A 22,849-nucleotide genomic window follows, 5' to 3' on the forward strand; every position below is an offset into this window, starting at 1 on the left:
TGATCCCTGTTCCCGAGATGAAACATCCTGGTAAACTTGGACCGGTCCAAATCATCACACGACCGCGCGGCGCTGTCAAGGACGGCTCCGCCGACCACACAGAGGAGCGACGTGAACCGCGAACCCAGACTGCTCGCCACCTGCTGGACCACGGCGGGCGCCGCCAGCCCCTCCGGGCCCCTCACCCGCAGCCCGTTCACGGTCGCCGACCGCATCGCCGCAGCCGCAGCCGACGGCTGGAGCGGCTTCGGGCTCGTGCACGCCGACCTCGTCGAGTTCCGCCGCACCCGCCCGCTCGGCGAGCTGCGCCGCCTGCTCGACGATCACGGCGTCGAGCACCTCGAGCTCGAGCTCATCGAGGACTGGGGGACCGACGGCGAGCGGCGAACCGCCTCCGACCGCGTGCGACGCGACGTCTTCGACGCCGCCGAGGCCGCGGGGGCGGCCACCGTCAAGGTGGGACCCGACACCTCGGCGCCCGCCGACCCCGATCGCCTCGCCGAGAGCTTCGCCACGCTCGCCGCCGAGGCGGCCGAGCACGGCACCCGCGTCGCGCTCGAGTTCCTGCCCTTCGCCGGCACCCTGCGCGACCTGCGGGCCGGCATCGACCTCGTGACGCGGGTCGGCCACCCGGCCGGCGGGCTCTGCCTCGACGTCTGGCACGTCGCGCGCCCCGGCACCGACTACGCCCTGATCGCCGAATCCCTGCCCGGCGAGCACCTCTTCGCGGTCGAGCTCGATGACGCTGCCGCAGAGCCCGTCGGCACCCTCTTCGAGGACACCGCGCAACGCCGCCTGCTGCCCGGGCAGGGCTCGTTCGACGTGCCAGCGTTCATCGCCGCCGTGCGCGCCACCGGTTTCGACGGGCCCTGGGGCGTCGAGATGCTCTCGGATCGGCACCGCGGCCTGCCCCTGCCGCAGGCGCTCCGCGAGGCGCGCGAGGCCGCGCTCGCCTGCTTCGCCGAGGCGGACCACCGCGCCGCCTGAGCGCCGGAGCCGATCTGCGCGCGTCGCGGGCCCGCGCGGCTACACCGCGGCCACGTGGGCCGGCGATCCGCCCGCGAGCGTCGCCGTCACCGCCTCCGCGGCCATGCGGAACGTAGCCGCCATGGCGCCCTCGGAGAGCCCGGTGGTGTGCGGGCTCAGCAGCACGCGCTGATCCCCCGCCAGGGGGCGGTCCCGCGCCGGCTCGACCTCGAACACGTCGAGACCGACGCCCGCGAGCAGCCCCTCGTCGAGGCCGGCGAGCAGCGTCGCCGCGCTCACGAGATCGGCGCGGGCGCAGTTCACGAGCACGAGCCCGGGCCGCGCCGTGCGTAGCAGCTCGATCGGCAGCAGCTCGCCGCCGCCGCCCGGCAAGTGCAGGGTGATCGCGTCGGCGAGGCGCACCGCTTCCTCGAGGCTCGCGTTCTCGTACTCCTCCGACCGCACGAACGGGTCGTGCACGATCACCCGCATGCCGAACGCGGCGCCGAAGCCCGCGATGATCCGCCCGATCCGCCCGAAGCCGAGCACGGCGAGGGTCTTGCCGAACAGGTCGCCGGGAACGGGCGCGGACCCGCTCCCCCAGTTCCCCGAGGCGACGAACGCGTTCGACTCCCCCAGCCGCTTGACGAGCGAGCAGACCATCGCGAACGCCCCCTCGGCGACGGCTCGACTGTTGCTGCCGGGCGTCACCGCGACGGCGATCCCCCGCTCGGCCGCCGCGGCCACGTCGACGCGTTCGACGCCCACGCCCGTGCGGGCCACGACCCGCAGCCGCGGCATGCGATCGAGCAGCGGGCGATCGACGTCGAACGCGGCGCGCACGATGGCCCCCTCGGCCACCGCGAGGTCGCCCGCCGAGGGATCGGCCACGAAGAGCGCGCCCTCGGGCAGGAACGGGCGCACGAGGGCGGGATCGACCGGGCCGAGCCCGACCACGACGGCGTCGGCTCCCCCTCGCGCCGGACCGGTCATCGCGGCGCCCCCACCCCATCGGGGATCGCGTCGCGCACGGTCGCGGCGAGCAGCGTGGCGTCCGAACCGACCGCGAGGAAGCCGAAGCCGCGCTCCAGGTACCGCTCGGCGCCCGCGCGGTCGTTCGCCAGGATGCCCGCCGTCTTGCCGTGCCTGCGGCACGCCTCGACCACGCGGTCGAGCACCCGCTGGAACCCCTCGTCGTCGAAACGTCTCGGCACGCCGAGCGCGTAGCTGAGATCCTGCGGGCCCACGAAGAGCACGTCGGCGCCGTCGGTCGCTGCAATCTCGTCCAACTGCTCGACCGCGCCGAGCGTCTCGATCTGCACGATGCCGACCGTCTGCTCGTTCGAGCGGTCGAGCGCGGCCGTGTCGAGCGTCCAGCGCGCGGCGCGGTTGTAACTCGCCACGCCGCGGTCGCCCTGCGGCGGATAGAGCTGATGCCGGCGCGCCTCGGCGGCCTCGGCCGCGCTCGAGATGCGCGGGAGCATCACCCCGGCGGCGCCCGCGTCGAGCACGCGGCCGATCCGGATCCGCTCCGGCTGCTCGACGCGCACCAGCGTGGCCGCGCCGTACGCGCCGGCGGCCGCGACGATCGCGCCCACCTGATCCTCGTCTCCACCGCCGTGCTCGAGGTCGACGAGCACCCAGTCCAGGCCGGCGGCGGCGCAGACCTCGGCCGCGGTCACCGAGCCGAGGCCGAGGAACGTGCCGATCGTCGGCTCGCCCGAGAGCAGCCGCTCGCGCAGCCCGCGGCCGGCGGAGAGGGGGCCGGCGGCGCGATCCGGCCCGCTCACCCGTGCCACCGCTGCATCGCGAAGCCCTCGCCGTACTCGGCCAGCTTCTCGGAGGTGTCGACCCGCTCCCACACCTCGGCGGGCGACACGTCCCACCACACCTCCGACGACGGCAGGTCGGCGTGGGGGATCGTGGGCACCACGATCACCACGGGCCCGCGCACCCCGCGGGTCTCGTCGAGCGCGACGCGCACCTCGTCGGCCGTGACGGGCCGGCGCACCTCGGCGCCGAGGCCCGCCGCGATCCGGGTCAGGTCGATCCGCAGGTAGTCGCCCTCGAGCCGGCCGGCGTCGGCCGCGGCGAGCGACCCGTCGCCCTCGCGGTAGCGGAACTCGTTGCCGAAGTGCTCGCCCGTGCGCCACATCTGCAGGCGCCGGATCACCTGGTAGCCGTGGTTCTCCGAGATGACCACGGTGAACGGGATGCCCTCCTGCGCCGCGGTGACGATCTCGGTCGGCATCATGACGAAGGTGCCGTCACCGATGAACGCGGTGACCCGGTGCTCGGGATCGGAGTCGGCGACGCGCACGCCCATCGCGGCGGGCAGCTCGTACCCCATGCACGAGAAGCCGAACTCGAGGTGCGCGTGGCGCCCTCCCGTCGCGTCCCACACCTTCTGCAGGTCGCCGGGAGGGCCGCCCGCCGCGGCGACGATCGTGTCGCCGGGCCGCGCGTGCTGCTGCATGAGGCCGATGAGCTGGCCCTGGGTGAGCACGGCGTCGGTGTCGGGCAGCTCGGGGTGCTGCTGCTTCGGGAAGAGGGTGTCGGGATCGAGCGCGGCGTCGCGCACCGGCAGCCAGGCGGCCCGCGAGGCCTCGACCTCGTCGGCCCACGCGTCCGGCACACGGTAGCCGTCGAGTTCGGCGGCGAGCGCGGCGAGCGCGAGCCTCGCATCGGCGATCACGGCGGTGGCGCCCTGCTTCACGGCGTCGTGCTCGACCACGTTGATCGAGGCGAAGCGCACGTCGGGGTTCGCGAACAGCGACTGCGAGGCGGTGGCGAAGTCGGTGAGACGGGTGCCGACGTGCACCACCAGGTCGGCGCGCTCGGCGAGGCGGTTGGTGGTGGGGGCGCCCTCGAGGCCGACGCCGAAGACGCTCCACGGGCCGTCCTCGACGACGGCTCCCTTGCCTGCGAACGTCTCGCTGATGGGCAGCAGGGTGCGCCGGCCGAGTTCGGTGAGTTCGGCCTGGGCATCGGAGTAGATGACGCCGCCGCCCGCGATGACGAGCGGACGTTCGGCCCCCCTGATGAGTTCGGCGACGCCCGCGATCTCGGCGGGGTCGGGCACGCGCCGGCGGATCGCCCAGTCGCGATCCTCGAAGAACTCGGCGGGGAAGTCGAAGGCGTGCGACTGCACGTCCTGCGGCAGGGCGACCACCACGGCACCCGTCTCCTCGGGGTTGGCGAGCACGCGGAACGCCTGCGGCAGGGCGGTGAGCAGCTGCTCGGGCCGAGTGATGCGGTCGAAGAAGCGCGCCACCGGGCGGAAGGTGTCGTTGGCCGTCACGTCGGGGGTGCCGGGCAGATCGAGCTGCTGCAGCACGGGCCCCTGTCGACGGGTCGCGTAGGTGTCGCCGGGGAAGAGCAGCAGCGGGATGCGGTTCACGGTGGCGAGCGCGGCCGCGGTGACGAGGTTCGTGGCCCCGGGGCCGATCGACGCGGTCACGGCGAGGGTCTGACGGCGCTTCGACGCCTTCGCGAAGCCGGTGGCCATGTGCCCGAGCGCCTGCTCGTTGCGGCCCTGCACGAACGGCAGGCGATCCGCGTGCTCCGCGAGCGCCTGACCGAGGCCGGCCACGTTGCCGTGCCCGAAGATGCCGAGCGCGGCGGGCACGAAGCGGCGACGCTCGCCGTCGGCCACCGAGTGCTGGGCGGCGACGTAGCGCACGATCGCCTGCGCGACGGTGAGGCGCACGGTTCGCCCCGAGGTTCCCTGGACCATGATGCTCCTTCTGTTGCTGTGTTCCTGCGGTCTGTAGAAGAGGTGCGGATGATGCTGGTGGCGCGCGGCCGGTCGGGCTGCTCGCGCGGAGTTCGATCGGGCGCGATCCCGATCCGGATCACCCGTGCATCACGACGGTCTTCACTTCCGTCATCTCGTCGATCGTCGACCGCACGCCCTCCTTGCCGTATCCGCTGGCCTTGAAGCCGCCGTAGGGCATGAGGTCGGCCCGCCAGAGCGGCGTCCAGCCGAGGTGCACGCTGCCGGCGTCGATCTCGCGCATCGCGCGGATCCCCTCGGCGAGGGTGCCGCCGAACACGCCGGCGGCGAGGCCGTAGGGCGTGCCGTTCGCCGCATCGATGGCCGCGTCGAGGTCGTCGACCGCGGTGACGGCCACGGCGGGGCCGAAGAGCTCCTGCTGCGCGAGGGCCTGCCGGGTGTCGACGCCGGTCACGATCGCGGGCGACACGAAGCCTCCGTCGCGCTCGCCTCCCGTGAGCAGGGTCGAGCCGTCGGCGACGGCCTGCGCGAGGCTGCGCTCGACTCGGCGCGCCTCGGTCTCGGTGATGAGCGGGCCGAGGGTGACGCCCTCGGCGAAGGGGTCGCCGGTGCGGATCGCCTGCACCTTCGGCAGCAGCGCGTCGAGGAAGTCGGCCTCGACCTCGCGGTGCACGATCACCCGCTGCACCGAGATGCACACCTGGCCGGCGTTGACGTAGCCGCCGGCGGCCACGGCCGACGCGGCCTTCTCGATGTCGGCTCCGGGCAGGACGAGCGTGGGCGAGGAGGCGCCGAGCTCGAGCGAGAGCTTCTTCACTCCGGCGATCGAGGCGATGCGCTCGCCCACGCCGGTCGAGCCGGTGAACGAGATCTTGCGCACGCGCGGATCCGTCACCAGCGCGTCGCCGAGCACGCCACCCGATCCGGTCACCACCGAGATGACGCCCTCGGGCACGCCGGCCTCGACGAAGAGCTGCGCGAGAGCGAGGGCGGTGAGCGGGGTGGCCGCCGCCGGCTTGAGGATGACCGCGTTGCCGGCGGCCAGGGCCGGGCCAACCTTGTGCAGCACCAGCAACGCGGGGTAGTTGAACGGGGTGATGGCGACGACGATCCCGACAGGCTGGCGCAGCGTGAAGCCGACCTTGTCCTGCCCCGTACCCGGGTTCGCGTCGAGCGGCAGGCTGTCTCCGTAGAGCTGGCTGCCCTCGTGGGCCGAGAGGCGGATGATGGATCCGGATCGGCGCGCCTCGCCGAGCGCCTCGGCGAGCGGCTTGCCGTTCTCGGCCGAGATGGTGGCGGCGATCCGCTCGGCGCGGGCGTCGGCGAGGTCGGCTGCGCGGTTCAGGATCGCGGCGCGCTCGTGGGCGGGGGTGCGGCGCCAGACGACGGCTCCCCGCTCGGCGGCCGAGATCGCGGCGTCGACGTCGGCGGCGGTGGCGACGGCCACCTCGCCCACGGCGCGGGCGTCGTAGGGCGAGCGCACCGCTGCGCGCGCCATCGGCCGCCTCGCGCCACTCGCCGCCGATCAACAGACCGAAACTGCCGTACTCACGTGCCTGCGCGCTCATCGCCGCCCCTTCACCCTCGAACTTGGACCGGTCCAAATTGTACGCGCGAGATCGCGGTCCCGTCAACCTCGCCACGCTCCGGAGGCGAGGACCGGGGCCCGCGAACTCACCATCCGCCTGCCCGGATCCCTCACCGCCGCCTCCGCGCACTCTCAACCGGATACGGCAGCGCCGCGTCGCACCAGGTACGGCAGCGCCGCGTCGCGGGCGACCCGCACCGCGTCCTCGAGCGGCAGCTTCCGGTACTCCCTGGACAGCATCTCGACGCCCCACGGGCCGGCGAAGCCCGTGGCGCGGATCGCGTCCACGAGACCCTGCACGTCGAAGTCGCCCTCGCCGCAGAGCCGCCGGTTGTCGATCGTGTCGGTGAAGAGATCCGGCAGCGACTCAGCCGGGCAGTCCCCCATCTCCACCGAGAACACCTGCTCGCCCGAGACCGCTGCCGTGATCTCCGAGAACGGCGTGCCCGCGCGGAAGACGTGCCAGAAGTCGATGCAGATCCCGACGTTCGGCAGTCCCGCCTCGCGCACGAGCGCCGCGCCCTTCGGCGTCGTGTCGACGCCCGAGAACGCGATCGGCTCGATCGCCACCCGCAGCCCCCGCTCGGCGGCCTCCCGCCCCAGCCGGCGGAACGGCTCGACCAGATACCCGAAGTCCTCCTCCGGGCCGTTGAACGCCGCCCCCACCTTCACGAACGAGGCCCCGATGGCCCCCGCCGCCTCGAGCAGCAGCTCCCACGTCTCGCGCCAGAGCTCCTCCTCCAGCCACCAGTCGTTCAGGAACTCGACCTCGCGGTACTCCAGCCCCGCCGCATCGAGCCTCCTGCGCAGCTCCTCGAACCCGATCGTGCGCTTGATCTCGGCGAGATCGGCCTGGTTCAGCCCCATGCCGGACCAGCCCGTCTTCGCGAGCGCGGCGATCCGCTCGTCGATCGAATAGGTGCTGCGCTCATCCGGGTAGAGCGGAGCGACCGCCCCGGCGCTCGTCCAGCTCGACGCGACCACCTCGGCGTCCGGTGTCCGGCTCATAGCTCCTCCGGCAGTTCGCCCGCAGCCGCGGCGAAATCGAACTCGACGAACGCCATGCCGCCCGTCGCGCCGATCTCCTCCCCGGAGATGCTCCGCGCACCGTCGGACAGCAGGAAGCGGCAGAGCTCGCCGACTTCCTCGACGGTCTGCGGCCGGCCCATCGGGATCGGCTTCACGTGCTCGGCGAAGATCTCGTCCTCTCCGCGCCCGGTGGCCGCCGCGTCCTGCTCCAGGATGCGGTCCCAGATCGGCGTGCGCACCACACCGGGGCACACCGCGTTCACCGTGATGTTCAGCGGGCCCAGGTCGAAGGCGAGGCTCTTCGAGAACCCGATCACGCCGGCCTTCGACGCCGCGTATGCGCCCTGCAGCGCCGCCGGGGTGCGGCCCGTGATCGACGCGATGTTCACGATCGCTCCCCCGCCGTTGCTCCGCAGCACCGGGGCGACGGCCTGGCACGACCGGAAGGTGCCCTCGAGGTTGACGCGCAGGATCCGCGTCCACTCCTCCTCCGTGTTGAGCAGGAAGTGCTTCACGAGCGAGATGCCGGCCGCGTTCACGAGCCCCCACAGGCCGTCGACCGATTCGGCAGCCTCGCGCAGCGCCGCTGTCGCGGCCGAGTCGCTCACGTCGGCGACCACCGTGCGCACGCGCTCGAACGAGGCCGCGACCTCGTCGAGGCGGTCCGCATCGCGATCCGCGAGGATCACCCCGTAGCCGTCGTCGTGCAGAGCCCGGGCGATGCCCGCGCCGATCCCCGACGCGCCGCCGGTCACGAGGACCCAGCGCGCGCGCTCCTGATTTCCGATTGCCATCGCTTCCTCCTGCGTCACGGCGTGAACACCACCTTCAGCGCCTCGCCGGCTCGAGCGAGGCGCATGCCCTCGTGCACCTCTTCCAGCGGGAGCACGTGACTCACGATCTCGCCGATCGGGATCGCGCCGCTCTCGATGAGGTCGAGCGCCTCGCGCATCGTGTTCCGCATCAGGAACGCGCCGTGGATGCTCAGCTCCTTCGTGACGATGTCGGTCGGCGCGAACCCTGCGCGGACCGCCGAGTTGATCCCGACGACCACGATCCTCGCCTCGTCGGCGGCCATCGACACGGCGGCGTCGAGCTGAGAGCCGACCGCCTCGTAGATCAGCGTGGGGCCGAGGCCGCCGGTCGCCTCGCGCACCGCCGAGACGACGTCGACCGCCCGGGGGTCGACGCCCACCGTGGCACCGAGCTCGAGGGCGACGTTCCTGCGCTCCTCCGAAGGCTCGACGATCACGATCTCGCCGGCTCCCAGCAGCCGGAGCACCATGACGGCGAGCAGGCCGATGGGCCCGCCGCCCACGACCACGGCCGCTTCACCGGGCCGCACGCCGGCCTTGTGCACCCCGTTCAGCACGCAGCCGAGCGGCTCGGCGACGACGATGTGCTCCATCGGCGTCTCGTCGGAGACCCGGTAGGCGAAGTAGGAGGGCACGCGCACGTACTCGGCCATACCGCCGTCCCACCACTGGCCGGGGGTGTGCGGCCATCCGGGCACATCGCACTCCGGGTTGTCGAACACCACCTTGCAGAAGTTGGGGCTGCCGGTGCGGCAGGCCTCGCAGCGGCCGCAGGGCGGATTTTGGTCGATCGCCACCCGGTCGCCGACGCGGAGGTCGCGCACCTCCGGGCCGACCTCGACCACCTCGCCGCAGAACTCGTGACCGAAGATCACTCCGGGCTTTGCGGGGTGCGTCGGCGGCACGTCGAGGATGTGGAGATCCGAACCGCAGATCCCGACCGCGCGCACGCGCAGCACGATGTCGTCGGGCCGTTCGATGCCCGGACGCGGCCGCGGCTCCAGCTCGAGCCGCCCCTCACCCTTGAACACCGCGGCACGCATGGTGTCGTTCATCGTTCATTCCTTTCCGTCTGAGCGGCCGTCGCCCGCGCCCGTTCCCCGGGCGTCGCGGCCTGGTACAGCTCGATGGTCAATCCGAAGGGGTCCCTGCAGTACACCCACTGGTCGCCCTCCTGTCCGGGGGAGTCGGTGAGCAGGTTCGGGGCCGAGAAGAACTCGGCTCCTGCGGCCTCGAGCGCCGCAACCGCTTCGGCCATGTCCGGCACGGAGAGCGCCACGTGCCCGAGGCCAGGATCCTGCGTCCTCCGGCGTCCGGGCGAGACGGGGAGGTCGCGGAACTCGTGCAGTTCGAGGCGCACCGGTCCGAGGCCCAGGAACGCCCAGCGCAGTTCGACCCGATCGGCGTCGATCCCCAGCGGAGCGCCCTCGATCACGGTCCACTCGGTCCGGCCCTCACGGCTCATCCCGAGGACGTCGGTGTAGAACCCGACCGCGCGGTCGAGATCCTCGACGACGAGGCCGAGATGATGCAGTGCGAAGCCCCGCGTCATGCGGTCACCAGGCGGTTCGCACCCTGACCGCAGACGTTCCACCCGCGGCCGACGTCGCCGACGGCGCGGTAACCGCCCTCGGTCACGATGACCGTGTCCTCCAGCTTGATGAAACCTCTTCGTTCGTGCCACAGCGTCGTCTCCACGGACAGCACCATACCGGGCTGCAGCGGCGAATCGGCATCCGTGTCCGGATACGGCACCGGCCCGCTCGCCGTGATTCGGGGCGCCTCGTGGCTGATAAGGCCCATCCCGTGCGTCACGTAGGCGAGCTTGTCGGAGAAGGGGCTCTGCGCCGCCCTGGCGTCGCCCGCGGCGATGACCTCGCGGCCGAGCGCACCGGCGACGATGACCTCGCGAGCCGCCTGCTGCACCGCGTCGATCTCGGCGAGCGCCTCCTCGAGCTCCGCGTCGGGGGCGCCGAGCACCCCCATCCGCGCGAGATCGCCGATGTATCCGCGGTAGTTGCCGCCGGAGTCGAGGCAGATGACGTCGCCCTCCTCCAGCCGGTCGTCGGATGCGGCGCGATTGAAGTTCGATCCAGCCGAGACGAGGCAGTACTCGAAGATGAGCCCCCGCTCGACCTCGGCCAGGCGCAGCCGCTCGACCGCGTCGCGCTTCGTCATACCGGGCTCGAGCTGCCCGAACACGTCGAGGATCGCGTCCACCGTGCGATCCGACGCCTGCTCGACGAGTTCGAGTTCCGTCTCGTTCTTGCACGCGCGCAACCGCTCCAGCAGGAACTCGGCGTCGGCGAGGTCGTACGATCCGCGGCTCTCGAGCACGGGCAGCGCGTCGATGGGGAGGAAGCTGGACTCAATCCCGAGCCGCGCGCGCGTGCCGAGTCGCTCGCGCACCGCTTCGAGCGCGAACTCCATCGCGTCGCGCACGCCCCAGGCCTCGGCCTTGATGCGCGGAACCCAGACGGGTTCGTTCTCGATCTGGAACCCCTCCATGGCGTTACCGACGAAGCACGAGGCCTCGGGGGCGCCGCGGAAGTAGACGACCACCGGCAGGTAGCGGCTCACCCCGACCGCGTCCATGTAGTCGAACCAGAAGAAGCGGTGCCCGCCGAGCAGGTACTGCACGTTGTGCTTCGACGTGACGAGAAGCGCGTCGATGCCCTCCGCCGCCATCAGCTCGTCGAGATGGTGCGTCTTGAATGGAATGTCCACAGATGTCTCCTTCGGGATTCGGGCCTCAGCCCGCTGTGACCTTGCGCCGCGCGAGGCGACGGCTGTTGAACGAATCGAGCAGCACAGCGAGGAAGATCATCGCGGCCTGCACGAACTGCACCCAGAACGGGCTCACGTTCAGCAGCGTGAGGCCGTTGTTGATCACGCCGATCAGCAGCACGCCGACGAAGGTGCCGAACATGCTGCCCTTGCCGCCGAAGAGGCTGGTGCCGCCGATGACGACGGCCGCGATCACCTGCAGTTCGAGCCCGGTGCCCGCGGTGGGCGTGGCCGAGCCGAGGCGCCCCACCAGCACGACCGCCGAGATGCCGGCGCAGAGGCCCGCGAACCCGTAGACGAAGAACAGGGTCTGGCGGTCCTTGATGCCCGAGAGGCGCGCGGCCTCGCGATTTCCGCCGGTCGCGTACACCTTGTGCCCGAAGACCGTGTTGTTCAGGATCAGGTGCCCCACGATGAACATCAGCACCGTGAGCACGGACGCGAACGGGATGCCGAAGACCGAAGCGCTGCCGATCCAGTTGAAGGCGTCGGGCAGATCGTAGACGCTCTGACCCTGGCTGAGTTGGAGCGTGAGCCCTCTGCCCATGCCGAGTGTCGCGAGCGTCACGATGAAGGGCGCGAGATTGAGCCAGGCGACGGAGGCGCCGTTGAAGGCGCCGATCAGCGTCGAGACGAGCAGAGCGAGGATCACCCCCAGCACACCGTCTCCGCCGCCCGCGACGAAGGTCGCCGCGACCATGCCGGAGAGCGCGATGTTGGATCCGACCGACAGGTCGATGCCCGCGGTGATGATCACCAGCGTGGCGCCGACCGCCGCGATGCCGACGATCGCCGACTGGTTGAGGATGTTCAGGATGTTGGCGGCCCTGAAGAACCGGTCGGTGAGCACCGACATCACGACGCAGACCAGGATGAGTGCGACGAAGATGGGGGTCGTCGGGCTCAGCTTGATGCGCCGCCAGGTGCGGGCGCCCCAGCCGAGCTGCCGCTCGGCGAGCGTCGGCAGCGCCGACGTCTCGGGCGGCAGCACCCGGTCTTCGAGCTTCTGTGTATTGAGATTCATGAGTTCTTCCTCAGGTAGAGAGTCAGCCGAGCGACGCGAGGTGCAGCGCGGTCTCCCGGTCGAAAGCGGCCCGGTCGACCTCGCCGACGATGCGGCCGGCCCGGAGCACGTAGGCGCGGTCGCTGACCGCGAGCACCTCGTCGGTGTCCGAGCTCGTGATGATCACGCCGGCCCCGCCCTCGGCGAGTTCGAAGACCTTCTCGTAGATCGCGGCCTTCGAGCCGACGTCCACGCCGCGCGTGGGATCGTCGAGCAGGATCACGCGCGGCTCGGTGGCGGCGTAGCGCGCCAGCACCACCTTCTGCTGATTGCCGCCCGAGAGCCTGCCCACCGCGCCGTTCGTGTCGGCGGTCTTGACCTCGAAGTCGGCGACCCACTTCTTGCAGAGCCTGGCGAGCTTGGTCTTGCGCACCCAGCCGAGCTTGGAGAAGAGTCCGTAGTTGCCGAACGCCATGTTGTCGCGCACGCTGCTCTCGAGCACGAGCCCGCTCTGCTTGCGGTCCTCCGTGACATAGGCGATCCCGGCGCCGCGGGCCGCGGCGATGCTGCCGGTCTTCACCTCGGCCCCGTCGATCTTCACCCCGCCGCTCTCCGGACGGTCGATGCCCGCGATCGCCCGCATCAGCTCCGTGCGCCCTGCACCGGCGAGGCCGATCAGGCCGACGACCTCACCGCCGCGCACGTGCACCCGCGCGTCCTTCACGCGAGGCGCGTTCAGCCCCTCGACGTTCAGCACGTCGTCGCCGAGACGCCGTTCCCTGAAGGGATAGGCCCGGCCCAGGTCGCGGGCCAGCATGGCGCGCACGAGTTGCTGCTCGTCCCACTCCGCGGTCGGGCGCTGTTCGACCGCCCGGCCGTCGCGGAGCACGAGGATGTCGTCAGCGATCTCGAAGAACTCGTCGAGGTGGTGGCTCACGTACAGGATGCCGAGGCCGTCGGCCTTGAGGCCCTTGATCACGGCCATGAGGATCTCGACCTCGCTCTCCGGGAGCGACGAGGTGGGCTCGTCGAAGACGAGCACCTTCGCATCGCGGGCGAGGCAGCGGGCGATCTCGAGCAGCTGGCGCTCGGAGAGCGTCAGGCTCGACACCGGGCGCCAGGGGTCGATGTGCGCGAGCCCGACCCGCGCGAGCGATGCGCGGCTGAGCTTCTCCGCCTCGCGACGCCGGGTGAAGCCGGCACTGCTCGGGAACGCGCCCAGCAGCAGGTTGTCGGCGATCGACATGTCCGGCACGTCGGTGAGCTCCTGGTAGATGACGCTCACCCCGGCCTTGATGACCTCGCCGGGGTCGGCGGGAACCGGGTTCCCGCCGACCTCGACCGTGCCCTCGTCGGGCCGCACCGCGCCGGCCAGGCTCTTGATGAGCGTGGACTTTCCGGCGCCGTTCTCGCCGGCGAGCGCCAGCACCCTCCCCGGGAAGATCTGCAGGCTGACATCGGTCAGCGCACGGACTCCCGGGTAGTGCTTGCTGACGCCTGCGAGCTTGACGAGTGGATCAGCCATCGACTTCATCGGCCCAGATGCCGAATTCCTTCACTTCGTCGCTGTCGATGTTGGCGGGCGTGATGAGCATCGAGGGCCACTCGACGAACCCCTCGACGGTCTCGCCGTTGTGCAGCTTGACGATCAATCGTACGGCCTCCTCGGCCATGGCGATCGGCTGCTGGCTGATCTCGGCGTCCTGGATGCCGGCGCGGATGTTCTCGATCGCGGGCTTCGGGCCGTCGATGCCGATCACGAAGATGTGGCCGTCCTCGCCGATCGGCGCGAAGCGTCCGGCGGACTCGATCGCGCGGCTGACGCCGACCGCCTCGGCCCCGTTCCCCGAGAAGACCGCGTCGATCTCGGGCTGCGCCTGCAGGATGTCGGTCATGACCTCGTTCGAGATCGCGGTGTCCCAGCCCCCGTCGGCCGTCGCGACGACCTGCACGTCCGGGTGGGCGTCCATGACCTCCAGGAAGCCCTTGTCCCGGTCGATGGCGGCGGGCGATCCGGCAGCGCCCTGGATGTTGACGACGTTGCCCTTCGCCTCGCCGTAGCGATCCTCCAGGAACGAGACGATCTCCTCGCCCGCCATCTTGCCCGCGTCGACGTGGTTCTGGCTGACGGTGAACGTGATCAGGTCGCTCGGGATCGAATCGGCCAGTGCGATGACGGGGATTCCCGCCGCGTCAGCCGCCCTGACGGCCGGCACGATGGCCTTGCCATCGGCCGGGTTGATCGCGATGTAGTCGACGCCCTGGGTGATCAGGTTCTCCACGTCGGTGACCTGCTGGTTCGGGTCGCCGTTCGCGTTGGTGGTGATCAGGGTCACCCCGGTCTCCTCGGCACCGCGCTCGAGCCCCTCGAGCAGGCCGGCGAAGAATGGGTTCGACACGGTGTATCCCGAGTAGCCGATGGTGATGCCGGCGTCACCCGCTCCGCCGCCCTCGCCGTTTCCGCCGCCCGATGAGCAAGCCGTCACTCCGACGAGCGCGCCGACTGCCGTGAGCGCCAGCGTTGCCTGTGCAAGCTTTCTGAGCATCAAGTTTCTCCTCTGTCTCTCCATTGAGCCGAAGCGAGTGGCTGTCGCCAGTCGTCAGTCGCCTGTATACACGTTAGGATGATTCCGATAGGTTGTCAATAAAACTGAAACTCCGCTGAAACGATCAGGAAACGCGATGGCACACGATTCGCGAGATCCTCGAGGATGCGGAGATCTGGAGACTGGTAACGAACATGACTACGTTTCAGCCGGGAAGCGCGCTGCAGCGCGGCCCCTCGCTCGCCGAGCAGGCGTACGACGCGATTCAGGATCTGATCGTCTCCGGCACGATCACGCCGGAGACGATCCTGAGCGAGAACGATCTCGCGCGGCAGCTCTCGGTCAGCAGGTCGCCGCTCCGGGAGGCGATCCGTCGGCTCCAGGACGAGGGCATGCTGAACGAGTCGGGCCCGCGGGGGTTCAGCGTTCCGCCCATCACCTCGGAGTTCGTCACCCAGATCTACCAGGTGCGGCGCGCGCTCGAGGCGGAAGCCGCCTTCCTCGCGAGAGACATCCCCCCGGCGGCGATCGCCCGCGTGCGGGCGCTGATGGAGAAGGTGCGGTCGGAGCTCGCGACGGACGCGCCCCACCACTCCTTCAGCGAGGCCGACTTCGCCTTCCACGACCTGTACATCGAGCGGTGCGGCAACCCGATGCTGATCCACCTCATCGAGCGCCTCCATGGCCCGCTCGCGCGCGTGCGGGTCTTCGCTGACCCGCTGCACGAGCACCTACGCGCATCCATCGACGAGCACATGGTCGCGCTCGACGCCATGGAGGCGGGATCGCCGGAACTGCTGCGCGACGCCGTCGTGCAACACATCGACGGGATCGCGGCGCGCCTCCTCCGCCACATCAACTTCGGCACCGGCGCAGACGCATGAGCGCACGACGCTCCGCGGCCTCCTCGCCGTCGGCCGTCCGCGTCGCGGTGGCCGGACTCGGCTGGATGGGAGGGCTCCACGCGCGCTGCTACCGGCGCTTCGCCGAGGCCTACCCGGAGCTCGACGTCTCGTTCTCGCTCGCCGTAGCCGCCAGCCGGGCGGAGTCGCTGCGCGAGGAGGCCGAGCGGCGCTGGGGGTTCGAGCGGACCGTCGCGGCGCCGGGAGCGGCCGCGACGGCCGCCGACGTCGACCTCGTCTCGATCTGCACCCCGAACTCGGAGCACGCCGATCTCGCCGTCTCGGCCGCGAACGCCGGCAAGGCGGTCTGGATCGAGAAGCCGGTCGGGCGCACGCTCGAGGAGGTGCAGCGCGTCCACGACGCCGTGCAGCGCAACGGCACCGTCCTGGTGGTCGGGCACAACTACCGGTCCTCCCCTGCCGTGCGCGAACTGCGCACCCGCATCGCGGACGGCCGCATCGGCACCGTCGAGCACGTTCGCGGTCACTACGACGCGGGCTTCGCGACCGACCCGGCGGCTCCGCTCACCTGGCGGTTCTCCGAGGCCCAGGCCGGGGGCGGCGCCTCAAGCGACATCCTGAGCCACCTCATCGATCTCGCGCAGTACCTGAACGGCCCCGTCGCCGAGGTCGTGGGAAGGCTGCGGACGGTTCACGCTTCTCGCCCGCTCCCGGCAGGCACGGGCGGCCACTTCGGCGGGCGGGCGCTCAACGAGGTCGGCGAGGTCGACAACGACGACATCGCGGTGACACTCGCGTCGTTCGCGAACGGGTCCTTCGGCACCCTCAACGCGAGCCGCGTATCCCGCTCGGGCGAGAACGCCCTCGTGATCGAGATCCACGGCAGCCTCGGCTACGCGAGCTGGAACTCGGAGCACCCCAACGAGTTCCTGTGGCGCGATCGCACCATGTCGGCGGTCTCGAAGGAGTACGTCGACGCGGGCATGCCCGAGTACGGTCGTTTCCTGCCCGGCCCGGGGCTCGGCATCGGTTTCGACGACGTGAAGCTCATCGAGCTCGGCGAACTGGTGAAGCTGCTCCGCGGCATGCCGTCCGAGGCGGCGACCATCGACGACGCCCTGCGGGTCGCGAGGGTGGAGGATGCGCTCAGGCGGTCGACGGCATCGGGAAGCTGGATCGCGGTGAGCTAAGGGATTCGGCCGCATCGGCAACCGGGAGTCTCGTCGCGCCGGCGCCCCGAGGCGAAGCGGAGTGGCGCGCCCCCGTTCCTCGGCGGAGGGTCCGCGGCAGCGGAGGGCCGGGGGCCGGGCGCCGGGGCCGGGCGCCGCTCAGCCCGCGGTCGACCCGCGCACCACGAGGCTGGGCAGGATCAGCACCTCGCGCCCGCGGCGGAACGGGCCCGAGGCGGCGAGCAGCGCCTCGGCCGCCTCGCGCCCGATGCGACGGTTGTGCGGGTCGACGCTGGTGAGCGAGATGCGCGGGATCGCCGCGAGCGTCGAGTCGTCGTAGCCCGTCACGCGGCACCCCTCCGGCACTCGCACGCCGCCCTCCTCGAGCGCGGCGATCACCCCGAGCGCGGTGAGGTCGTTCACCGCGACGATCGCCTCGGGCGGCGGGCCGGCCGCGAGGATGCGCTCCACCGCACGGCGGGCGCCGGCCTCGGTGAAGTCGGCGCGCTCCACCCGGGCCGACTCCCCGAGCCCGCGACGGCCCACGGCCGCCCGGAAGGCGCGCTCGCGCGACGCCGAGACCGTGCCGCCGTCGCCGCCCACGAAGACGATGCGCTCGAGCCCGCGGTCGACGAGGTGGTCGACCACGAGGTCGATGCCCGCGTCGTCGTCCGTGCGCACCGCCGCCACCGTGTCGTCGGTCGCGTCGATCGCGCTCGCCACGACCGTGGGGATCGTGGCGGTCAGGTCGGACAGCTCGGAGAACTCGGGGATCGTGCCGACCGTCAGCAGCCCCGCGGGGCGGAGGTCGCGCAGCACCGCGAGGTTGTCGCGGTCGAGCACGGGCTCGCCGCTGCCGTCGTCGACCTGGGCGGTCACGATCATGGTGCGCTGGCCGGCCTCGCTGAGGCGGGCCTTCGCGGCGCCCACGATGTCGGCGAAGATCGGATTCGAGAGATTGGAGACGAGGATCGCCACGAGGTCGCGGCGCCCGGCCGAGAGCGACTGCGCGACCAGATTGGGCCGGTAGCCGAGCCGCTCGGCCGCGCGCAGCACGCGCAGCCTGCGCTCCTCGCTCACGTTCTCGCCGCCGTTGAAGACGAGCGACACGAGCGACTTCGAGACCCCCGCCTCCCGGGCGACGTCGCGGATCGTGGGCGGGCGAACGGGCGCGGTCGGATCCTGCAGCCGATCCTGGGTCTGCTCCGCCATCGTCACCTCCGCCGCCTCACCGGTCGCCGCACTCCGCTGCGGCATCCCTCACATCCTAGGGCTCGGCGCGGTCACTCGCCCGGGACCGGAGGCGCCGGAGTGCTCGCCGGATCGGAGAAGAAGCGGAAGATACCGCCCTCGCCCAGCCCCTCGCCGCCCTGGCCGAGATACCAGAGGAAGCCGAGCGCCCCGGCGATCAGCACGGCGAACACCACCGCGCGGTAGGCGTTGCGCTCACGATCCCCGCTCACGATCCGAGCCTACGCACTCGCGCCGGAGCCGGCGCCGGGGCCGTCGGCGCCCGGTCCCTCGCCGAACGCCGCCGCGAAGGCGTCGAGTGCGGCGTCCGGATCGCCGCTGGCCCAGGCCTCCATGCCGATCACGCCTTCGTAGCCGAGCCGGCGCAGCGCGGCGGCGACGGCTTCGTAGCGGATCTCCCCGGTGCCGGGCTCACAGCGGCCGGGCACGTCGGCGACCTGGATCTCCCCGATCCACGGCAGGGCCTCGGTGACGAGCGAGACGAGGTTCCCCTCGCCGATCTGCGCATGGTACAGGTCGAGGTTGAGGCGCATGCCGGGCCGGTCGACCGCCCGCACGAGCGCGAGGGTGTCGGCCGCTCGCGCGAACGGGGTGCCCGGGTGGTCGACCGCGAGGTTGAGGTTCTCGAGCACGAAGGTGCGCCCCGTCTCCTCGCCGAGCGCGGCGAGCTCGCGCAGGGTGTCGGCGGCGCGGATCCAGTCGTCGCCGTCCACGCTCTCGCGGGGCACGACCGGCAGGCCGCCCTCGCCGAGACCCGTGCCGTGCAGGTTGAGGCGGGGCGAGTCGATGACCTCGGCGGCGCGCAGCGACTCCCGCGCGGTGGCGATCAGCTCGGCGCGGCCCTCGTCGGTCGTGAGGTCGCCGCGCAGGTAGCCCGTCATCGACGAGAACTCGGCGCCGGTCGCGGCGAGCGCGGCGAGGTCCTTCGAGCTCCAGTCCCAGATCTCGACGAGGAAGCCCCGGTCGTGGATGCGGCGCACGCGCTCCTCGAACGGCAGTTCGAGGAAGAGCATCTCCGCGCAGGCGGCGAGTCGGTAGGTCATCATCGGCCCTCTCGGTGGACGTGGTGGTGCGGTCGGCGGGGCCGGCTCAGAGCTCGACGGGCACCGCGACGCCCTCCACGGCGGAGCGCTGGGCGGCATCGGCGAGGACGAGGGCGGCGCGACCGTCCTCGAACGTGGGGCTGGTCGACGCCTCGCCCCGCACGAGCTTCACGAACTCCACGAGCTCATCGGCGTAGGCCTGCGCGTAGCGCTCGAGGAAGAAGGCGCCGAAGGCGGGCTTCGCGTCGACCGCCGCGGCCGTCGAGGCGCTCACGAGGCTGGTGGGCGCATTGGCGACCTGCAGCATGCCGTTGGCGCCGAAGGCCTCGATCCGCTGGTCGTAGCCGATCGCGCTGTGCCGCGAGTTGACGATGGTGACCACCGCGCCCGAGGCGGTGCGCAGCGTGGTGACGGCCGTGTCGAAGTCGCCGTGCTGGCGGGCGCCGGGGTCGAAGGCCTGCGTGCCGGTGGCGCTGACCGACACGATCTCGGGCAGGAAGAAGCGGGCCATGTCGAAGTCGTGGATCGTCATGTCGCGGAAGATGCCGCCCGAGACCGCGACGTAGTCGGCCGGCGGGGCGGCCGGGTCGCGGCTGATGATGATGAGCTGCTCGAGCTCGCCGATCTCGCCCGCGGCGACGCGGGCCCGCACCGCGGCGAAGTCGCGGTCGAAGCGGCGGTTGAAGCCGAGCGCGACGGGCACGCCGCTCGATGCCACCAGCGGGCGCAGTGCATCGACGCGAGCGATGTCGAGGTCGATGGGCTTCTCGCAGAGCACGGGCAGGCCGGCCTTGACCGAGGCCTCGATGAGATCGACGTGGGTGGGGGTGGGCGAGGCGATGAGCACGGCGTCGATCTCGCCCGACGCGATGAGCGCTTCCGGAGAGTCGGTCGCGGTGCCGCCGAAGCGCTCGACCACACCGCGGGCGCCGTCGACGAACGGGTCGGCCACCCACGAGAGCGCCGCGTCGGGGGCGGCGGCGATGCTGGCGGCGTGCACCTGGCCGATGCGGCCGGTGCCGATGAGTCCGAAACGAACCGGGGTCTGCGTCATTGCGTGGTTCCTCTGGGTCTGGGCCGGGCTGCGAGGATCACCCTCGCCCGGTTTGATAAGACAATTGGGTCGCGATCAGTATACGACTATTGGACCGGTACAAATAGAGCCGCGTCGCCGAGCCCCGGCGGTCGTCGCCCACGGCGCTCCGGAGCCGCGCCGAGCACCGGGCTTCCCGCGCCCCCGGCCCCAGCCCCGACCCCCAACCCCGGCCCCAACCCCCAACCCCCAACCCCGACCCCAATCCCCAAACCTCCAACCCCCCAACCTCCAGACCCCCAAACCTCCAAACCTCCGAATCCCGCCTTCCAGCACCGATCGACCCTCAAGCACCGAATGGAGCGGGACAACGGGTGCTCGTGCGTCGATCGGTGCTGTTGGGGGCGGCGGGCCGCAGGGGGGCGCGAAGGGATCGCAGGGGGCGCGGAGGGATCGCCGGAGCGCGACAGCGCGACAGCGCGGCAGCGCCTCAGGCGCGCGCGGCCGTCGAGCGCCGCAGCACGAGCCCGGGAGTGAGCAGCCCGCCCGCATCGGGCTCGCCGCCCGTCGCGTCGGGGTCGACGAAGCCGCCCCCGCGCGCGACCGAGGCACGATCGGCGGCCTCCTCTGAACCCGGACGCTCCGCTCCGCCCGCGATCAGCGCGACGAGCGCGCGACCCGCAGCCTCGCCCAGCTCTCGCGGGTCACCGCTCACGGAGGTCAGCGAGACGAGCTCGTATGCCGCGAGCGGCGAGTCGTCGTAGCCGACCACTGACAGGTCGCGCGGCACCTCGAGGCCGCGATCCCGGGCCGCGCCGATCACACCCACCGCCATCGGGTCGTTCACGGCGAACACCGCGGTGGGGGGCGATTCGGAACCGGTTCGGGATCCGGATCCCGCGAACAGCCCGGCCGCAGCCGCGCGCCCCGCGGCCTCGCTCGTCTGCTGCGCCCGCAGCACCCGCGGGGGCAGGCCGCGATCCCGCATCTCGGCGAGATAGCCCGCCTCGCGAGTCGCAGCGCTCGCGCCGGGCCCGCCGACGCACACGATGTCGCGGTGCCCGAGGTCGGCGAGGTGCGCGGTGGCGAGCCGGCCCCCCGCGGTCTCGTCGCTCGCGATGACCGGCGCCCCCGGCAGACGGAGCGATCGTGTGCCGAGCACCACCGCGGGCACGCTCAGCCGCGCGGCGGACTCGGCGGGCGCCTCGCCGGCGAGCACGACGCCGTCGACCCGCAGCGAGCGGAACACCTCGAGCGGGTCGAGCCCGAGATGAGCGTTGAGGGCGGCGTCGGCCACGCTGAGGCTGTAGCCGCCGTCGGCGACGGCCGCGCGCAGCCCGGCGAGCGCGGGCGCGAACCACAGGTTCTCGAACTCGTCGACGACCACGCCGATGCCGCGCGTGCGCGTTCCGGCGAGCCCGGCCGCGAGGCGGCTCGGCGTGTAGTCGAGCTCGGCGACGGCCGCGAGCACCGCCGCGCGCTTCTCGTCGCTCACCCGGGGGGAGTCGCGCAGCACGAGCGAGACGAGGGACTTCGAGACGCCCGCGCGCTCGGCCACGTCGTAGATGGTGGGCGGTCTGCGCATCGGGATCTCCTCTCGGTGTTTCGCGTTGACAGCGGCGACCAGTCAAGGTTAGCGTGATCCTCATTGGAGCGCTCCAACGCAATGTGACATACGCGCTCCGCCGTCTCCGCACCCCTCCACCGCCCTCCGAAAGGACCAGATCCGTGACCGCATCACTCGGCGTCGCCGTCATCGGCGCAGGCATGGCCGGCAAGGCCCACGCCGCCGCCTACCGCGCAGCCTCCACGCTCTACAAGCCCACGCTGCCCCCCATCCGCCTCGCCTCGATCGCCGACATCAACGTCGAACTCGGCGCCGAGGCCGCCGCTCGCTACGGCTTCGAACGCCACGACTCCGACTGGCGCGCCATCGTCGACGACGACGGCATCGACGTGGTGAGCGTGGTCGTGGCGAACTTCCTGCACCGCGAGATCGTCGAGGCCCTGCTCGCCGCGGGCAAGCACGTGCTCTGCGAGAAGCCGCTGAGCGACACCATCGACGACGCGCGCGCCATGGCCGAGGCCGCGCGCGCCGCCGCAGACCGAGGCGCGCTCGCCCGCATCGGCTACAGCTACCTGCGCGCCCCGGGCATCGCCTTCATTCGCAGCCTCATCGACGACGGTCGCCTCGGCGACGTGCTGCACTTCTCGGGTCGCTACTGGACCGACTACGGCTGCCGACCCGACGCGCCCATGAGCTGGCGATACCAGGGCCCCGCCGGATCGGGCGCCCTCGGTGACGTCGGCAGCCACCTCAGCTACATCGCCGAGTACCTCTGCGGCGACGTTCAGCGGGTCTCGGGCGGCCGCTTCCACACCTCGATCACCGAGCGCCCGAAGCCGCTCGGCGCCGTCGTCGGTCACACCCGCGGCAACGTGAGCGACGAGCTCGCGCCGGTCGAGAACGACGATTACGCCACCTTCAATGCGCAGTTCGAGCGCTGCGTCGGCACGCTCGAGGTATCGCGCGTCGCCGCCGGGCACCCGAACGACCTCTCCCTCGAGATCTTCGGCTCGAAGGGCGCCGCACGCTGGAGCCAGACCAATCCCGGCCAGGTCGAGGTCATGCTGCACGACGAGCAGACCGACCTCGCCGGCTACCGTACCGTGCCGCTCGGCCCCGAGCACCCCCACTACGCCGGGGGCTGGGCGATGGATGCACCGGGTGTCGGCATCGGCCAGAACGACCTGTTCGTGCACCAGGCCCGCGCATTCCTCGAGGAGGTCGCAGGCATCCCGGAGGCCGAATCGCTGCCCCGCTGCCGCACCTTCGACGACGGCGTGCACAACATGGAGTTCCTCGCCGCGGTGGCGGAGTCGGCCGCGCGGGGCGGATCCGAGATCACGGTGCGCTGATCCCGCCCAGCACCGGCTCCGAGCCCCTTCCCCACCCGCCGCTCCCCCGCCCACCGGTGCGGCTCGCCAGTCCCGGCCCCCAACCGGCTTCGACGAGCGGG

Annotated in this window: 21 protein-coding genes; 4 read left to right on the forward strand and 17 right to left on the reverse strand. The window is 71.8% G+C overall.

Annotated features, from left to right (window positions below):
• Positions 1-111: 111 nt before the first annotated feature.
• The gene (locus Leucomu_RS14665) at positions 112-987 is read left to right on the forward strand and encodes a sugar phosphate isomerase/epimerase family protein (protein ID WP_128387679.1); all 876 of its coding nucleotides are present in this window, start codon (positions 112-114) and stop codon (positions 985-987) included.
• A gap of 39 nt (positions 988-1,026) precedes the next feature.
• Here Leucomu_RS14665 and Leucomu_RS14670 read toward each other — a convergent pair whose 3' ends face one another.
• The 12 genes from Leucomu_RS14670 to Leucomu_RS14725 form a co-directional block, all read right to left on the reverse strand.
• Positions 1,027-1,959, reverse strand: coding sequence for an NAD(P)-dependent oxidoreductase (locus tag Leucomu_RS14670; protein WP_128387680.1), 933 nt, complete (start codon positions 1,957-1,959; stop codon positions 1,027-1,029).
• Entirely contained in the window at positions 1,956-2,765 is an 810-nt protein-coding gene (locus Leucomu_RS14675) for an HpcH/HpaI aldolase family protein (protein WP_017884030.1), read from the reverse strand. Before Leucomu_RS14675 ends, Leucomu_RS14670 begins: the two co-directional genes overlap by 4 nt.
• The gene (gene iolD / locus Leucomu_RS14680; protein ID WP_128387681.1) at positions 2,753-4,702 is read right to left on the reverse strand and encodes a 3D-(3,5/4)-trihydroxycyclohexane-1,2-dione acylhydrolase (decyclizing); all 1,950 of its coding nucleotides are present in this window, start codon (positions 4,700-4,702) and stop codon (positions 2,753-2,755) included. The genes Leucomu_RS14675 and iolD overlap by 13 nt, the downstream gene beginning before the upstream one ends.
• 118 nt (positions 4,703-4,820) lie before the next feature.
• On the reverse strand, positions 4,821-6,200 hold the full coding sequence (locus Leucomu_RS14685) for an aldehyde dehydrogenase family protein (RefSeq protein WP_228407125.1): 1,380 nt from the start codon (positions 6,198-6,200) through the stop codon (positions 4,821-4,823).
• A gap of 222 nt (positions 6,201-6,422) precedes the next feature.
• A complete protein-coding gene (locus tag Leucomu_RS14690; protein WP_128387682.1) occupies positions 6,423-7,298 on the reverse strand; it encodes a sugar phosphate isomerase/epimerase family protein in 876 nt (291 codons plus the stop codon).
• Positions 7,295-8,113: an SDR family NAD(P)-dependent oxidoreductase gene (locus Leucomu_RS14695; RefSeq protein WP_017884034.1), complete on the reverse strand. Its 819-nt coding sequence runs from the start codon at positions 8,111-8,113 to the stop codon at positions 7,295-7,297. Before Leucomu_RS14695 ends, Leucomu_RS14690 begins: the two co-directional genes overlap by 4 nt.
• 14 nt (positions 8,114-8,127) lie before the next feature.
• A complete protein-coding gene (locus Leucomu_RS14700) occupies positions 8,128-9,189 on the reverse strand; it encodes a zinc-dependent alcohol dehydrogenase (RefSeq protein WP_128387683.1) in 1,062 nt (353 codons plus the stop codon).
• The gene (locus Leucomu_RS14705) at positions 9,186-9,686 is read right to left on the reverse strand and encodes a VOC family protein (protein WP_017884036.1); all 501 of its coding nucleotides are present in this window, start codon (positions 9,684-9,686) and stop codon (positions 9,186-9,188) included. Before Leucomu_RS14705 ends, Leucomu_RS14700 begins: the two co-directional genes overlap by 4 nt.
• The gene (locus Leucomu_RS14710) at positions 9,683-10,861 is read right to left on the reverse strand and encodes a M24 family metallopeptidase (protein WP_128387684.1); all 1,179 of its coding nucleotides are present in this window, start codon (positions 10,859-10,861) and stop codon (positions 9,683-9,685) included. Before Leucomu_RS14710 ends, Leucomu_RS14705 begins: the two co-directional genes overlap by 4 nt.
• Before the next feature lie 25 nt (positions 10,862-10,886).
• Positions 10,887-11,945 carry an ABC transporter permease gene (locus tag Leucomu_RS14715; RefSeq protein ID WP_128387685.1) on the reverse strand — a complete coding sequence of 353 codons (1,059 nt, stop codon included), beginning with the start codon at positions 11,943-11,945 and terminating at the stop codon, positions 10,887-10,889.
• Positions 11,946-11,967: 22 nt separating this feature from the next.
• Positions 11,968-13,449 (reverse strand): sugar ABC transporter ATP-binding protein, encoded by a 1,482-nt coding sequence (locus Leucomu_RS14720; protein ID WP_164884583.1) that lies wholly within the window; start codon positions 13,447-13,449, stop codon positions 11,968-11,970.
• Positions 13,442-14,470, reverse strand: coding sequence for a sugar ABC transporter substrate-binding protein (locus tag Leucomu_RS14725; RefSeq protein ID WP_017884040.1), 1,029 nt, complete (start codon positions 14,468-14,470; stop codon positions 13,442-13,444). Before Leucomu_RS14725 ends, Leucomu_RS14720 begins: the two co-directional genes overlap by 8 nt.
• Before the next feature lie 194 nt (positions 14,471-14,664).
• Between Leucomu_RS14725 and Leucomu_RS14730 the strand changes: the two genes are divergently transcribed.
• Positions 14,665-15,354 carry a GntR family transcriptional regulator gene (locus tag Leucomu_RS14730; RefSeq protein WP_017884041.1) on the forward strand — a complete coding sequence of 230 codons (690 nt, stop codon included), beginning with the start codon at positions 14,665-14,667 and terminating at the stop codon, positions 15,352-15,354.
• Positions 15,351-16,523 carry a Gfo/Idh/MocA family protein gene (locus tag Leucomu_RS14735; RefSeq protein WP_128387687.1) on the forward strand — a complete coding sequence of 391 codons (1,173 nt, stop codon included), beginning with the start codon at positions 15,351-15,353 and terminating at the stop codon, positions 16,521-16,523. The genes Leucomu_RS14730 and Leucomu_RS14735 overlap by 4 nt, the downstream gene beginning before the upstream one ends.
• A gap of 138 nt (positions 16,524-16,661) precedes the next feature.
• Here Leucomu_RS14735 and Leucomu_RS14740 read toward each other — a convergent pair whose 3' ends face one another.
• The 5 genes from Leucomu_RS14740 to Leucomu_RS14765 all read right to left on the reverse strand — a co-directional run bounded on the left by Leucomu_RS14740 (position 16,662) and on the right by Leucomu_RS14765 (position 21,414).
• Positions 16,662-17,759 carry a LacI family DNA-binding transcriptional regulator gene (locus tag Leucomu_RS14740; RefSeq protein WP_017884043.1) on the reverse strand — a complete coding sequence of 366 codons (1,098 nt, stop codon included), beginning with the start codon at positions 17,757-17,759 and terminating at the stop codon, positions 16,662-16,664.
• Positions 17,760-17,785: 26 nt separating this feature from the next.
• Positions 17,786-17,965: a hypothetical protein gene (locus tag Leucomu_RS14745; RefSeq protein ID WP_017884044.1), complete on the reverse strand. Its 180-nt coding sequence runs from the start codon at positions 17,963-17,965 to the stop codon at positions 17,786-17,788.
• Positions 17,966-17,974: 9 nt separating this feature from the next.
• On the reverse strand, positions 17,975-18,799 hold the full coding sequence (locus Leucomu_RS14750; protein WP_228407126.1) for a TIM barrel protein: 825 nt from the start codon (positions 18,797-18,799) through the stop codon (positions 17,975-17,977).
• Positions 18,800-18,842: 43 nt separating this feature from the next.
• Positions 18,843-19,850 (reverse strand): inositol 2-dehydrogenase, encoded by a 1,008-nt coding sequence (gene iolG, locus Leucomu_RS14755; RefSeq protein WP_017884046.1) that lies wholly within the window; start codon positions 19,848-19,850, stop codon positions 18,843-18,845.
• Positions 19,851-20,319: 469 nt separating this feature from the next.
• Positions 20,320-21,414: a LacI family DNA-binding transcriptional regulator gene (locus Leucomu_RS14765; protein ID WP_128387688.1), complete on the reverse strand. Its 1,095-nt coding sequence runs from the start codon at positions 21,412-21,414 to the stop codon at positions 20,320-20,322.
• Positions 21,415-21,557: 143 nt separating this feature from the next.
• On the opposite strand from Leucomu_RS14765, the gene Leucomu_RS14770 reads away from it, so the two are divergent.
• On the forward strand, positions 21,558-22,748 hold the full coding sequence (locus Leucomu_RS14770; RefSeq protein ID WP_128387689.1) for a Gfo/Idh/MocA family protein: 1,191 nt from the start codon (positions 21,558-21,560) through the stop codon (positions 22,746-22,748).
• The last annotated feature ends 101 nt before the right edge of the window (positions 22,749-22,849 follow it).

Source organism: Leucobacter muris (assembly GCF_004028235.1).
In the GTDB taxonomy this organism is placed as follows: Bacteria; Actinomycetota; Actinomycetes; order Actinomycetales; family Microbacteriaceae; genus Leucobacter; species Leucobacter muris.